This window comes from Paraburkholderia sp. Clong3, from assembly GCF_050436485.1.
GTDB lineage: Bacteria > Pseudomonadota > Gammaproteobacteria > Burkholderiales > Burkholderiaceae > Paraburkholderia > Paraburkholderia tuberum.
Genome location: NZ_JBNDMH010000003.1, coordinates 349318 through 363424, shown reverse-complemented (window position 1 = coordinate 363424; position 14107 = coordinate 349318). Strand labels below are relative to the sequence as shown.

Annotated in this window: 14 protein-coding genes and 2 pseudogenes; 3 read left to right on the top strand and 13 right to left on the bottom strand. The window is 61.0% G+C overall.

Features of this window, described 5'->3' with window-relative positions; translation table 11 throughout:
- Nucleotides 1-195 precede the first annotated feature (195 nt).
- From OKW30_RS25100 to OKW30_RS25085, 4 genes are all read right to left on the bottom strand, one after another.
- Complete coding sequence (locus OKW30_RS25100; RefSeq protein ID WP_429347903.1) at nucleotides 196-750, bottom strand: porin; 555 nt, start codon at nucleotides 748-750, stop codon at nucleotides 196-198.
- A gap of 367 nt (nucleotides 751-1117) precedes the next feature.
- The gene (locus tag OKW30_RS25095) at nucleotides 1118-1492 is read right to left on the bottom strand and encodes a response regulator transcription factor (RefSeq protein ID WP_184073677.1); all 375 of its coding nucleotides are present in this window, start codon (nucleotides 1490-1492) and stop codon (nucleotides 1118-1120) included.
- A gap of 76 nt (nucleotides 1493-1568) precedes the next feature.
- Entirely contained in the window at nucleotides 1569-2234 is a 666-nt protein-coding gene (locus OKW30_RS25090) for a response regulator transcription factor (RefSeq protein ID WP_429347902.1), read from the bottom strand.
- 55 nt (nucleotides 2235-2289) lie between these two features.
- Nucleotides 2290-3795 (bottom strand): ATP-binding protein, encoded by a 1506-nt coding sequence (locus OKW30_RS25085; protein ID WP_184073678.1) that lies wholly within the window; start codon nucleotides 3793-3795, stop codon nucleotides 2290-2292.
- Between the two features lie 473 nt (nucleotides 3796-4268).
- On the opposite strand from OKW30_RS25085, the gene OKW30_RS25080 reads away from it, so the two are divergent.
- Nucleotides 4269-4646, top strand: a complete 378-nt coding sequence (locus tag OKW30_RS25080) for a hypothetical protein (protein ID WP_184073680.1) — start codon at nucleotides 4269-4271, stop codon at nucleotides 4644-4646.
- Between the two features lie 51 nt (nucleotides 4647-4697).
- On the top strand, nucleotides 4698-4973 hold the full coding sequence (locus OKW30_RS25075; RefSeq protein ID WP_184073682.1) for a hypothetical protein: 276 nt from the start codon (nucleotides 4698-4700) through the stop codon (nucleotides 4971-4973).
- Nucleotides 4974-5056: 83 nt separating this feature from the next.
- On the opposite strand, the gene OKW30_RS25070 is transcribed toward OKW30_RS25075, so the two are convergent.
- Nucleotides 5057-5554 (bottom strand): hypothetical protein, encoded by a 498-nt coding sequence (locus OKW30_RS25070; RefSeq protein ID WP_184073684.1) that lies wholly within the window; start codon nucleotides 5552-5554, stop codon nucleotides 5057-5059.
- Between the two features lie 308 nt (nucleotides 5555-5862).
- Here OKW30_RS25070 and OKW30_RS25065 point away from each other — a divergent pair.
- Nucleotides 5863-6675 (top strand): annotated as a pseudogene (locus OKW30_RS25065) (molybdopterin-dependent oxidoreductase); the annotation flags it as partial.
- A gap of 99 nt (nucleotides 6676-6774) precedes the next feature.
- Here OKW30_RS25065 and tnpC read toward each other — a convergent pair.
- The 8 genes and pseudogenes from tnpC to OKW30_RS25025 all read right to left on the bottom strand — a co-directional run bounded on the left by tnpC (nucleotide 6775) and on the right by OKW30_RS25025 (nucleotide 14054).
- Nucleotides 6775-8355 carry an IS66 family transposase gene (gene tnpC, locus OKW30_RS25060; protein ID WP_429346844.1) on the bottom strand — a complete coding sequence of 527 codons (1581 nt, stop codon included), beginning with the start codon at nucleotides 8353-8355 and terminating at the stop codon, nucleotides 6775-6777.
- Nucleotides 8356-8385: 30 nt separating this feature from the next.
- Complete coding sequence (gene tnpB, locus OKW30_RS25055) at nucleotides 8386-8742, bottom strand: IS66 family insertion sequence element accessory protein TnpB (RefSeq protein WP_090812713.1); 357 nt, start codon at nucleotides 8740-8742, stop codon at nucleotides 8386-8388.
- Nucleotides 8718-9305, bottom strand: coding sequence for a transposase (locus OKW30_RS25050; protein WP_429346843.1), 588 nt, complete (start codon nucleotides 9303-9305; stop codon nucleotides 8718-8720). The genes tnpB and OKW30_RS25050 overlap by 25 nt, the downstream gene beginning before the upstream one ends.
- Before the next feature lie 252 nt (nucleotides 9306-9557).
- Complete coding sequence (locus OKW30_RS25045; RefSeq protein ID WP_429347901.1) at nucleotides 9558-9971, bottom strand: DUF3331 domain-containing protein; 414 nt, start codon at nucleotides 9969-9971, stop codon at nucleotides 9558-9560.
- Between the two features lie 97 nt (nucleotides 9972-10068).
- Nucleotides 10069-10260 carry a hypothetical protein gene (locus tag OKW30_RS25040; protein ID WP_184073688.1) on the bottom strand — a complete coding sequence of 64 codons (192 nt, stop codon included), beginning with the start codon at nucleotides 10258-10260 and terminating at the stop codon, nucleotides 10069-10071.
- Nucleotides 10247-11203: a helix-turn-helix transcriptional regulator gene (locus tag OKW30_RS25035; protein ID WP_429347900.1), complete on the bottom strand. Its 957-nt coding sequence runs from the start codon at nucleotides 11201-11203 to the stop codon at nucleotides 10247-10249. The genes OKW30_RS25040 and OKW30_RS25035 overlap by 14 nt, the downstream gene beginning before the upstream one ends.
- A gap of 337 nt (nucleotides 11204-11540) precedes the next feature.
- Nucleotides 11541-12239: a response regulator transcription factor gene (locus tag OKW30_RS25030; protein ID WP_184073691.1), complete on the bottom strand. Its 699-nt coding sequence runs from the start codon at nucleotides 12237-12239 to the stop codon at nucleotides 11541-11543.
- A pseudogene (locus tag OKW30_RS25025) lies at nucleotides 12229-14054 on the bottom strand (PAS domain-containing sensor histidine kinase). Before OKW30_RS25025 ends, OKW30_RS25030 begins: the two are co-directional and overlap by 11 nt.
- Between the last annotated feature and the right edge of the window lie 53 nt (nucleotides 14055-14107).

Sequence of the window (14107 nt, the reverse complement as noted above, 5' to 3'; positions counted from 1 at the left end):
GGGAGGACATGCCGCACTCGCTTGAAGTGCGAGAAAAACTGAGATCCAGTCTATCGACGGTTTTGCCCAGAGTCCTTGTTGAACTCCTTAATCGTTCTTAAAAAATAACAACCAGGAAATTCGCGACACGGCGCGTGGCGAACGGTCGCTCAGAGCATTTCATATTTTCTGCAGGACTTTATTTGTGCGACGTTCCTACACTTCAGGTGCCGGATTCGGAAACACCCGTTTCACCGGCTGACAACTCAAAAGGAAAAGCCATGAAAGACGAACTGAAAGCAGCAGCACATCGCGCGGCGCCGCTAAAAACACCGAGTCGCCTGACGGAAGACGCGACACGTGACATCGCCCGGCCGTGAGCTTGCCGTAATCGTCGTTGTCCATTGACAGGTAGGTCTGGCGACCAAATGCATTCTTGTTCGAATTGCTGAAGGCACCCGTTCCCAAACTGACACCGCTCTCAATCCGGCATTCCATCCGGGTGTCACCGCCGAGATCCTCCACGCCGCGCAACCCGAATGAAGTGGCCCACGTGCCACTGTCGTTGAACGCATAGATATGTCCGGCATTACTTCCGTTTGCCGCGGGGTAGTGCGACGCATAGAGCAGCCCCGCATCCAGCACACCATAGAGCGTGACGCTGGATTGCGCATAAGCGACCCCGCCGCAAAGTAATGCGCCGCCAGCCAGCGCGCAAAGATACGGTATCTTCCGAATAGAAAAAGAGCACGGCACGATATTTGTCTCCATTTGTATTTATTTTCGATCGCGAAAAGCCTCAGCGATTAGGAAAGCGTTTGTCCGATTCGCGCTGCACAGCCATGCGTTCGGCAATCAGCCGATGCAGCAAGCGCGACCGTGCATATAACAGGGTGCCGTGCCGCAATAACCGAAAGGATTTAACCACAGTTACCGCGGCTAGTAGAGCGCTACCCAACGGCATGCCGTGCCGTAAGCTGGCGGACGGTACGGCCACGGTGGTGGGGTATGGGAGCAGCAGATCAGAAAACCCCTTTTAGCTTTGAAATTATATAAATCTGCGAAGGTGCCTTTGAGACGTATCTAATTTCAAGACTTACTACACAGGATGGTTAAATGAACTGTAGCGGTTTCGGGCTCAGTGCGCCCCGCTCTTGCGCCCAATAGCAAGCTCGATGGAATCGAGCAGAACTTCTTCCTCAAAAGGTTTGCGCAGGAAACTGACCGCGCCGTGCTCCATCGCCCGCCGCACCGTCTCGTCGTCGCCATGTGCGGACATGAACACGACAGGGATACGCCGGTGTTCCGCGTTCAGTTGCCGCTGCACTTCGAGACCCTGCATGCCTTGCATTCTAATGTCGAGCAAAACACACAAAGCATCGTCGACCATCGGGGAGGCGAGGAATTCCTCTCCCGATGAAAATGTCACAGTCGCGTAACCCACTGCTTTAAGAAGGTTTCCGACGCCACTTCGTACCGAGGCATCATCGTCGACGATGCAAACAAAGCTCATAGCTGCCAATACTCCAGTTGCGCCGACGTAGTAGCAGAGAAAAATATCCGGCGCGATATTTACTGCATCAGGATGCTCATCGCGTCCGGCGTATCACTTCCCACATCTGGGCGAGATCGATGAGCGTCTTCGCCTGCATCTTGCTCATCACCCGCCGCTTGTGAACCTTGACCGTGACCTCCTGCGTGCCGAGTTCATGCGCCATCTGCTTGATCATCATGCCTTTCACCGCCAGTTCGAACACGTCCATCTCGCGGGGCGTAAGCGAGGCGGCACGCTGTATGACGTCTGCGTTGAACGCACGCTCGGCGAGGTTGGTCTCGTCTTGGGCCAGCGCTCGCCGGACCGCCTCGATCAGTTCTTCATCGTCGATCGGTTTGGTCAGGAATTCATGCGCACCTGCCTTGATCGCACGCACCGACATCGGAATCGAGCCGTAGCCGGTCAGGAAAATAACGGGCACCTGGATGCCCTTTTGCGCGAGCTGGCTTTGCACATCGAAGCCACTCGTCGTTTTCAGGTTCATGTCGAGCAGGATGCACATCGGCACACTCGGCCATTCCTGCGACAACACCTCTGCGGGCGACGCAAAACTTCGGGCGCCGAAACCCGCTGATCGCAACAGCCGAATCAGCGCATTGCGCACCATTTCTTCGTCGTCAATCACATACACCAACGGTTCGAGTTCCGCAGGAACAGGCATTCCAGATTCCAGAATAAATTGGGTTTTGAGTGCCGTCATGGTACCTGAGACCCAACGCCGAACGCACCTGTCCAGTCCGCGGACAACACCATTTTCATCGCGATGCGACGGCTACCATCGCGAGCCTGCCGCTAGACGCCGGTGCGCCGAAAATGCGTCCATAAGGCTGCTCGTCAGCGGGCGCCAGACAGGTCGCTTTTCTCGTCAGCACTTCGTCTGCTTCATCCGATTCGTACAGCTTGAGCAATGCGTATTCCCGCGTCGTCTCCAGCAGGAAGTATTCCTTGGTCTTGCTATCGAAGGTCGTCATCAGAAAACACTTCGAAGCGAGGCCGACGATCGCCTCCGTCACGTCGTTGTGCGTCAGGCGTCCGCACGCGGCGACAGCACACGCGGCTTCGAGTGAAAACCGAGCCGGGAACACGCTGAGCCGGTGCAGCACCACGCGCTCCGTTGCGCTCAAAAGCTGGTAACTCCAGTCGAGCGCGGCCTCGAGAGTCTGCTGCCGCGGCGGCGCTGTCCGGCGGCCGCCGGTCAGGGACTGGAAGCGGTCGTCGAGTTCGGCGAGCAGCTTTCGAATGCCGAACACGGCCGCACGAGACGCCGCCAGTTCGAGCGCGAGCGGCACGCCGTCCAGCCGGCGGCAGATCGTCGCGACCATCTCGAGACTACTGCGGTCGTTCTCGACCGACGAGTTGAGCGCGTTCATCTGTGCAAGGAACATGCGCACCGAACTGCAGGCGAGTATCGCTTGCGGACTTGCGCCTTCGCCGGGCGTTTCGAGCGGTGCGACCCAGTAGAACTTCTCGTCGCGTGTACGCAGCGGCTCGCGGCTCGTCGCCAGAATCCTCAGATCCGCGCTGGCCTGCACGAGCAGTTCGCAAATGGTGGCCGCCGACTCGATCACATGCTCGCAGTTGTCCAGCAGCACCAGCAGCTTCCGCCCGCGGATCGCATCGACCAGCGCCTGCAGCGGCACGTCGCCGCCGGTATGCGGCACGCCCAGTGCTTCCGCAACCGTATTGACGACACTCTGCGCGCTGTTCACCGAGGCCAGCGTGATAAAGCACACTTCCCGCTCCGATGCAGCCGCAATCGACCTCGCCACTGCAATGCCGAGTTGCGTCTTGCCGATGCCACCCGATCCAAGCAAGGTGACGATCGGCGTTCGCTTTAGTGCGCGGGTGGCGTCGGCAACCGCCTCTCCACGGCCGATCAACGGCGTGTGGCAAACCGGCAAACCGCTTGGCCGCACAAGGCTTGCATGAGGCGCTGCTGCCGCGCCACAAGGATCAGCCGGCTCGGCCGCTTCGACCGGAATCGTCAGGCGGTAGCCGCGGCCGGAGAACGTGCGAATGACCTGCCTATCGGCGCCGAAGATCTTCCGCAGCGCCGATAGCTGCACGTGGATATTGTTTTCCTCCACCACCGAGTTCGGCCAGACGTGCTGAAGAATCTCGTCTTTCGTGACCGTCTTTCCCGCCGCGCGGATCAGTAGTTCGAGAATATCGAATGCGCGCGAGCCGACCTGAAGCAGCCGGTCCTCCTGGTACACTTCGCGCATTTCCAGCGACACTACGACTCGACCGATCTTGATCATGCTGCTCTCACGCGTGGTTGATTAGCGGGACGGGCACGTTCCGGCGATGGACCCATTGCAGCGACGAAGCCTATGCGTGGCTTGCGTCGTTAGAACCATACTAATTGGGAAAGTCATCCGAAACTATTATCCATAGGGATACGATGAGCGCCGCCGCCATCGCCCCCCAGCGCCGCCGACACCGGCCCCGGCCCTGCTGGTGGCGGCTTCCAGCGCGTTCGAAGCGGCTCGCCGCCGTCCTGGCATCAGACCAAGGTATGACCCCGTCATGCGTCCGGCTGAACGCAATCAGGGCGGCGGTCCGGGCCGTTCGCGCAGTCTCGTGCCGAACTCGCCTGCTGCGTGCGAATCGGCAAGCCATCGTGCAGCCGTGAAAGATCGGGACGGGCCGGACCACGATACTGGGTCCATCAACGCCTCGCCCATCGATTCAATTGCGCAGCCCGTCGCGGTCGGCGCCCGGAGAACACATCATGCTCGCCGTGAAAGCCACATGGTTTCGTCCCGCTTGCGGCTACGCGGCCGCTACCGTCTGTGTCGCGCTCGCAGCCTGGGGGGGCGCAAGCCCGCCGCCCACGCTCGGCATCATGCGCGCGCTCGACCAGACGGAGCGCGACACGCAGTTGCCGCTCGAACGGTTTGCGATCAAAGCAGGCAATGTGGCCGCCTCGTCCTCGCTGGCACCGCGGCCGCAGCGGCAACAGCCGCAGCAGACCGCGCAGCCGTCGCGGCCCAATCGACGCATCAGCGAGTATCTGCGCGGTCGGGCGATCAAGGCAGACACATCGCAACGGGAAAGCGGCGCGCACGGCTATTACCGGAAGATCGACAACTGGAAGAACTGGACGTAACGCGTCTTTTCATTGCTCAATCGATCTCACACGAATCGTCGGAGGTATCCCATGATCGCCCCATCGCAGCAACCAGCCATGCTCACGCGACTCAATACAGCAACGAGAGCCACGCCGACCGCCGCTATCGCGGACCCGAAAATCTGGCGCTGGTATGCGGATCTGATGGCCGACCGGCGGCTCGTCTGCGAACACGATGGCGCACGCTGGGTCGTCGCCGTCGACGGAAGGCGCCTTGCCGACGAGCGCGCGTTCGAGGCCGCGGTCCACAGCGCCTATGCGATGGCGCGCGCGCTGTTGGCGCTGGACAGAACAAGAGCGGCCTGAGCCGCTCGCAAAAAAACACGGGAAGGAAGACGCCCTCTCTCAGACAGGCAATGAACGGCGCCGCCGCAGCGGCGCCTTCCGGCTCATTCCTCGTCGGGATAGACACCTGCCGACACGAGGCAAACAAAGGCAGTCGCTTTCAATACGCATTCCACCGAAGACAGCACGAATCCCAGCGGGAACACCCGATACTCGGCCGGCAATCCAAAGGCCACCGCCATCAGACCGATCGTACAAAGAAATGCGTAGGCAATCCGCGCCACCCGGCTGCCGACGAGCACGAAGCCGACCAGCGCGACCCACAATACCTTGGCCGTGACGCAGGCCACCGCGTCACGCGTGGATATGCTGACCCACATTTCGAACGGCAACTCGAACACCGACCAGACCGCGGTCGCAACGACGATCCGGCGCGTCCAGCGTCCGAGCACGGCCGGCGCAGCCGGTTCAGTTGCCCTTTCTGACACATCCTGCAGCGCTGCATGCACGCGCCAGTCCGCTGCGTCGGCGCGCTCGGTGGCCGACATAAAGCCAGAATTGCTGCTGTTCATGTCGCGGTGTGACTCGTCCAGATATCGCATGGGGATGCTCCGGTGGTGCTCAGCGGTCTGCGCGCGGTGAGACGCGAGGAATGCGGCTTCGCTGCGTCGAGATCACGCGGCCTCGCCGGGTGGAAACCATTATTGGCCGACGTGGCGCGCCAATCTTTTCAGAACGCCTGTGACGTTTAGAAAATGCACTGCGCTGCCGGTACGCCGTGACCGTGTGCCTGACGCGCGCCGCATCGGGCGTGCGAATCTGAAACGGACGGGCATTTGAACAAGTGCCGTGCGCGACGCCAGCCCATCCTTCGACCGTATGTTCCTCAACGAAACACCAGGATACGGTCATGGCCAAAGGAAAAGCGATACGCATCTATAGCGAGCCTGCGGGCGGCTGGGGTGCGCTGAAGGCAACCGGCGAGGCGCTCGCGCTGCAAGGCGTGGCCGTGTCGGGCGCGAAGACGTTGCTGCGGATGAACCAGCCCGAAGGCTTCGACTGTCCCGGCTGCGCGTGGCCGGATGCGAAGCACACGTCCTCATTCGAGTTCTGCGAGAACGGCGCCAAAGCCGTGGCCTGGGAGGCAACCGCCTTTCGCTGCACGCCTGATTTCTTTGCCGCGCATAGTGTCTCGGAGCTGACTGCCTGGGACGACTACGACCTCGAAATGGCCGGCCGCCTGACTCACCCGATGGCTTACGACAAAGCCACCAACCGATATCTGCCGATCGAATGGGACGACGCCTTCGCACTCGTCGCGAAGCATTTGAAGGGTCTCGACAGCCCGAATCAGGCCGACTTCTATGCGTCGGGGCGCGCCTCCAACGAAGCCGCGTTTCTCTACCAGATCTTCGTGCGCGAGTTCGGCTCAAACAACTTTCCCGATTGCTCGAACATGCGCCATGAAGCGACCAGCGTTGGCCTGCCCGAATCGATCGGCGTGGGCAAAGGCACAGTGCTTCTCGATGATTTCGAGAAAGCCGACGCGATTTTCATCTTCGGCCAGAATCCTGGGACCAACAGCCCGCGCATGATGAGCGATCTGCATAGCGCTTCACGGCGCGGCGCGAAGATCGTGTCGTTCAACCCGTTTCGCGAACGCGCGCTGGAACGCTTTGCTTCGCCGCAGAATCCGGTGGAAATGGCGACGCTGGGCTTCACGCGGATGCCCCGGGGCCACTGCGGATAACGGTACGCGATCCATTGACGACACCCCTCAGAGTAAGGGCGCGGTTGTCATGAGATGTGGTACAGGGCTCAGTCAGCGGAGATCGATGGGCATCTTCCAGGGCAAGAGCGCGTCGTAGTCGTCGACGGTCTGTGCCAGCGGGAGACGCTGTAACAGCCAGGTGAGATAGCGATACGGATCAATGCTGTTCGCCTTGCAGGTTTCGACCAGTGAGTAGAGATTGGCGCTCGCGTTTGCGCCATCGACGGTGTCAGCAAACAACCAGCCGCGGCGTCCCAGGCAGAACGGGCGAATGGAATTTTCGCAAGGGTTGTTCGATATGGGCCAGTTGCCGTCTTCAACGTAACGGATCAGCTTCGGCCACTGCCCGTGCAGATAGGTCAGCGCCTTGCCGAGCAGACTGTTGGGGACGACGCCAGGCGAGTGCTCAAGCATCAGCTTTTCGATAACATCGAGTACGCACGCGCTGTATCGTCGTCGCAATCGCTGTCGTCGCCCAGCCGTCCACGTCTGGCTTCGCGCTTCGGCCGCGAACAGTTTTCCGATCAGGCTGATGAAGCGTGTCGCGAGCAGATCGGGCGGGCGCGCTGCTTTGGGGACATTGTCTTCCGCCTTCACAAAGTACCGTCTTGCGTGCGTCCAGCATCCGAGGTGCACGAGCTGGTACTGTTCAGCGATGCCGTTGTAGGGTTCGTATCCATCGGTCATCAGGGCGGCACCTTTACGGACACCGGCAAACAGCCTGTCAGCCAGCCTGGCGCCACGACCTGGCGTATAGGTGAAGCAACGGATGGGGATGCCCGAACCGGTCATCTGCGCCCACAGATAGCTTTTCGTTTGCGGCTTTCGCCCTTGCTCCTTCAGGACCTGGAACGTCGTCTCGTCGCCGTAGATCAGTTCGGCATCGAGCAGCGCATCGCGCATCAGGTTGATGACGGGTTGCGTCGCAAGACCGACGCGGACCATGCTCGCGGCAATCGTGTTCGACGAGATGTCGCCGCCGAAGCGACGCAGCAGACCGGCCTGGCGATAGAGCGGCATGCCGAACTGGTACTTGCCGGTGGCGATCCACGCGAGCGCCGATTCACTCAGCAGCCCCCGCGGGATGATACGGGGCGGTGCCGGCGTAACCTTGATGCCGAGATCGCAACATAGGCAGGCGTACTTGATACGCTGATGCTGGGTGACTCGCAACTGCTCGGGAATGACATTGAGCTGCTCACTGATCTCGACGCCGATCTCGACGAGCGCGTGTCCGTCGTGATCGCAGAAGCGCTCTGCCTCAGGGAGTTCGTGTCGCACGACATCACGCGGCAGATTGGGATCGAGAGGCTTGCGGTGGCCGCGCTTCTTGCGCTTGTGGGCCGCGACCTCGGTTCCGGGGGTATCTTCCTGCGCGGGAGTGGCGTTCGCGCCGAGCGCTTCGGCTTCGTTGAACAGGCCGAACTGGTCCGAGGCGCGCGCTTCGCTTTTCGCGCCAAACAGTTCGCGACGGTAAGCGCGCAGTCGTTCCTCGGCGAGATCGCGCTCAGCTGTCACGAGGCGCAGTGCGCTGCGAACCTCCTCATGATCGCGCTGAAGCGAACCATAGGCCTCTCGCATCGCGAGCAGTGCCTTGAGTTCGTCGGCGTCGATGATCACGTTGATCGGCATACCGCTTAGACCGGCACGCCGGTGACGTGTTCAGCTCACGCGTGCATAATTTCGACTGGGATGTCGCTGGACTGCGGCAATGTCGATGCCCTCGATAAGCCAGTGCAACTGCTCGACGCTCAGTGTCGCGACCCGGTTCGCGCTGTCAGGCCACACGAAGCGATCGTTTGCCTCGAGTCTCTTGAGCATGAGCCAGAAACCGTTGCCCTGCCAGCCCAGGATCTTGATGCGATCGCATCTCCGGTTGGTAAACACATAGAGCGAGGAATCCATCGGGTTCAAATGCATGGCCTGCTCCACGAGAATCGACAGGCTGTTCATGCCATAGCGGAAGTCGACTGGTTCCCGATGCAGGTAGACCTTCAGGCCTTCGTCGAACCGGAACACGGCATCCTCCCCAGCATCTGGACCACGGCGGTCAGTTCGTCGATGCTCGCCTCGCCGAGATCAAACTCGACGCCGTTGGACAGTCGCACATGCAGTGCGAGCGTCAGCGATGGCGATGGCGATGGCGATGGTGACGGTGACGGCGACAGCGACGGCGGTGCGGTTGGCAGTGCTGGTGGTGCTGCAACGACAGGCACGAATGCCGTGGGCGAGGCGACAGGTGGGGAGCGTTTGCGCGAACCCGGGATGTCAATGGGCGCGCCATCAATCACCGCGAGCGCGCCCTCCAGTACGATTTCCTCCGGGGCATGCGGACGTTCCTGTTCGCCGGTAGCATCATCCTGCGATGCCGGCGATATGCCTTTCTCGCGCTCCAGCAGGTACTTCGTGATCCACTTGCGTAGCAGGTTGGCGTTGATCCCGTGCTCCTGCGCCAGGCGGGCAACCGACACGCCAGAACGCAGCGCTTCCTCAACTAGCGCACGCTTGCCTTTATCGTCGTAACGACGGCGACCGTCGCTGCTGCGTCGAACTACTCTTAACTCTGGATCTTTGTCAGCCATAGGTGTCCACCTCCGAATAGGTGGACACCTATGCTCCTCGCTCCTGTCCCCAGCGGCTAGACGCCGAAAATGGATCGCTTACGGATAACGCGCCGCTGATCACTCATAGCACCGGCGGTTCAAGCGGCTTTCTTTGCCGCGGCAAAGAAAGTAAGTGCCCGCACAGGGGCAACGCTAATACAGCTAATAGACCACCAAGAATTCAAGAAAAGCCAACAACACCAAACCAACCCAAAGCCCACGGCAAAAACATCAAACCGAAACCGCCTCATTAACAACACACCGCAAAATCATAGCTCCAGCATTAAGCGGCGCCGGCCTGCAAGGCCTGGGCCTATAAATAGCATCACCAGCCCGAATGGCCCTCCCACTCATAGCACAAACCCCAGCCACACGCGCCCGGGTCGCGTGCCAAACCTGATCGCCATACGAGCACTGCGTCGGATCCCTCCACACTACAGTGGCAGTCGACTGCGTAGGCCGGTCGATAACATGCACCTGAACATCGAACCGTTCACCCATGACAGGCAAATGCGCGCCTTTGCACCCACCACGCGCCGCAACAGCGGTCACATCGACTGCACCCGCATCGACATCGCCGGACAAAATCGATAACAACCCAAGGGTCTGCAGCCACGGATCGGTAAAACTCGCCTTCGTCAGCATGATGGCACTCCTGTATTAGTAAAACCCGTTGATCATCGAGACGGTCCCGCCAGAAATGGTCAGCACCGTTTGCCTCTATCCGCGCATTCGATTGCGCTCATGCACCGTCCTGTCTGTACGCCGGCATGGCATTGCCGCTCTGATTGCCATTGCCGTTGTTTTCCGTATTGCCCACCACACCCAATCCATCGAGCGGCGACCATCCATCGCTCATCACCCCGGCTCCGGTCTGCCGGAGAAAGCTTTCGCTCACTTCGAGAAACGCGTGAATCTGTTTAACGATCGACATTCGTCTTCATCCTCCAGCAATGCGGCGTCTCGCCGACCAGGCGCTTGAACACCGTCGTAAAGTGAGCCTGTGAACGGAAGCCGCAGCTCAACGCAACGTCGAGCACGTTATGCTTCGACTCGCGCAAAAGGTGTTGCGCATGTTCGATCCGGCGACGCAGCAGATATTCATGCGGACGCATGCCAGTCGCACGACGGAACTGCGACGCGAAATGCATCCGCGTGAGCCCTGTGCTGTTGGCGATATCCGCGAGTCCGATCGATTCGGACAGGTGCGCGTCGACAAACTCAATCGCACGGCTGAGGCGCCATGACGGCAACGCGCTCGCCTCGCGGATCTGCCGATCGACCACGGTGAAATGCCGTGCGATCACGCGCGACACGATCGCGAGACTCACGCTGTCGGTGAAAACCTTGCCGAGCGCGGCGTCGTCCGACTGCGTGACGGCAAGCGCCTGGCCAAGACGTTCGAGCGCGGGGTCACGCACGAGTTTGGGATTGTCGATCCGGATATCGCCCGCGTGCGGGCGGCCGAACATATCTTCGAAGCATTCGCCGAGCACCTGCTGCGAAACAAACAGGTGCAACACATCGCCCGCCGACTCGAACACGGCACTGCACGCCACGTTCGGCGCGGTGATCTGCACGGCACCCGCCGTCATCCTGCCGCGCACGAGCGTACGGCCAGCATGGGAGAACGTCAGGGACGTGCACTTGAGATTCATCGCGATGCAATGATGCGCAGTGCTGCCAGGATTGACGACCTCCAGCGGCTGCGTGTCGTTGCGAGTCCAGCGCGACACGAGGATATCGCCGCGTTCGCGCGCCTCGCCATCTTCGGCACAGGGAAAACGCCATTGATGCTCCGTGCCGATCCGGCTCACCCGACTCTTCTGGACAACACCCACTGCGGGTTCGGCATATAACGTCGACGAGCTGATCATGATCTGGTCATCCGGGTTAAGTGGTGAATCAGTGCGGGTTAAGAGCGGCGCTGCATTGACTCCAAGGTATCGCACGGCAATGCGTCCAACTAGCCCTACATACGGTTGCCTGAAATGACCAATGGTTGGGTCGTCTCATATCCAGGTTTAGTCGTATCCCGAAGCGTGCAGCCGACGCTGCGCCGCGCCGGGCGGGGGTATGCCCCGGCGCGTGTCGGAATGATTGGAGAGCTGCCGTGTTCCTTGAACAGAAACGGTGAATTACCGATACCTGCGTATGACGTCAGGGCTGAGGAGGCTGCGCTTATGCAGCGATTTCACACACGACCCAACGCGATCAGGCACGCGAACTGCGCGCCGGCGTCGTCGTGACTTGTGGCGCCTTGATGCCGAGCGCTTCCGCCTTCAGCACAAAATCGGCAAGCGAGCGCGCGCCCATTTTGCGCATCGCCTGGCCGCGATGAATCTTCACCGTGATTTCACTCAGGTTCATTTCGCCCGCGATCTGCTTGTTCATCAGACCGGTGGCGACAAAAGCCATGACCTCACGTTCACGCGTCGTCAACGAGTCATAGCAACGACGTAGATCCGCCACCGAACGGCTTGTCGCAAGTCGCTTCTCGTCGCTCGCCAATGCGTGCGCGACGGCGTCCAGCATGTCCTGATCGCGAAACGGCTTGGCGAGAAAGTCTTTCGCGCCGGCCTTCATCGCCTTGACCGTCATCGCAATATCGCCATGCGCGGTCATGAAAACGATTGGCATACCCAACTGACTCGCGGACATCTGCTCCTGCACGGCGAGCCCGCTTTGTCCTTTGAGGCGCACATCGAGGATCAGACAGCTCGGCACGTCTGGCACGTCGAACGCAAGAAATTCCTGCGCGGAACCGAAGGTTTCGACGCTCAGGCCCACCGAGCGTAACAGGTTGCTGACGGCGTCGCGCATCGACTCGTCGTCGTCCACGACATACACCATCGCGGCGCTCGCATTGCTGCCGGCGTCGGCGTTTGCCTCGCTGTGCGAATTACTGCTCATGACAACTCCCTCCATCAATGGGCAGAACGAACTGAAGCACCGCGCCACCCGTTGCCGGCGACTCCGCACAGATGCGGCCGCCATGCGCTTCGACTATCGAGCGGCAGATCGACAAGCCCATGCCCATGCCGTCGGCCTTGGTCGTAAAGAACGTACTGAACAGACGTCCTGCGTCTTCTTCGCTGATGCCCGTGCCCGAGTCCTGCACGATCACCTGTGCCTGCCTTTCGTCGAAACTGCGCGTGGCGATCCGCAGCGTGCGTGGCCCGGCGACCTCCGCCATGGCCTGCACGCTATTCATGATCAGGTTGATCAGGACTTGCTGCAGTTGCACCCGATCGCACCATACCGTGAGCGACGGCAGCGCGAGGTCAAGCCGCAACTCGACGCGATGACGCTCGAGATCGCGGCGCACCAGTGCGATCGACTCGCCGACGATGCCGTTCAGGTCCACTGTCGCCGGCAGACGTTCGTGCTTTCTCGCCATCGAACGGATTCGCTGAATCACCTCGTCCCCGCGTTTGGCGTCGCGAATCATCTGCGCGACCGACTGTACCGCCTCATTGATTTCCGGCGCGGGGCGGTTCAGCCAACGCAACGCCGCGCCGCCGCACGTGACGATCGCCGCGATCGGCTGCGTCACCTCATGTGCGATCGAAGCAGCCAGTTCGCCGAGCATGGTGATCCGCGCGTGACGTGGGCGAGTTCGTCGTTGGAACGCGCCAGCGCTTCCTGGGCCCGCTTGGTCTTGGTGATGTCCATCAGCGCGCCGACGTACTCAGTGTGGCCGGACTCCGTCGTGGCGGGACGGGCGACGAAGTGCACGTACTTGGTCTTGCCGTCGGGCATGACGAGCCGATGCTCGATGTCGACTAGCGATTCGCCGGCAGCAGCCTGTTCGAATACGCCACGCACGAGCGCGAGATCGTCGGGATGTGTGCGCGCAAAAATCACCTCTGGCGACGGCACGGTGTCGCGTGCGTAGTCGAAAATGCGATAAGCCTCATCGGACCACCACATCTCGCCATCTGGAAAGCGCACCGCGATACTGCCGGTGGCGCTCAGCCGCTGCGCGTCGCGCAGGAAGGCTTCGCTGCGCTCGAGCGCCTGCTCCGCGTGCTTGCGGCCGGTGATGTCGTCGTTGGTCGCAAGTACGGCACGTGGATTGCCCTTTGAGTCGCGCCACAACGCGGCCCGGCTCGAAATCACGACAACGCTGCCGTCACGCCGTACGCGCCGCAGCTCGCCATGCCAACGGTCAGAGCGCAGCAGTTCGGCGCGGATCTGTTCGGACGGAACCGGAAAGGACGTCTGCGTCATTTCCTGCAGCGACTGCCCGAGCGCCTGTTGCGCGGTCCAGCCATAGAGCGCCTCGGCGCCACGGTTCCAGAAGGTGATGCGATCGTTCATGTCATGCACGACGATCGCGTCGTGGGCGAGATTGAGCAGTTCGACCTGCTCCTGCAAGGTCGTGGTCGCAGTCAGGTTTCGCAAGGCGAGCATCGAGGTGGCGGCGATTGCCAGCAGGCTCACCGCGCAGCGCGCGACCGCGCCGCTCGAATACGCATCGTCGTGCGACATCACGAAGCCGAGCAATGTCAGCACGACGCAGCCCCACGCGGCCGTGACCGTGGTCGAACGGTTGCCACTCGAGGCAACCATCAGCACGACCACGACGTAGAAGACGGCAACCGCGATATCGAGCGGCGTCAGCGCGTCGATCGCAAAGACGACGAGCGCGATGACGGCGGCCAGCATCGACACGACATTCGCCTCGCGTGGCAGCGTTGGGAAGGCTCGGCGATAGGCTTTCATGACGGCCCGGGTCAATGGGCCGCCAGACGGCAGCGGAGCGTAGCAAATAACGG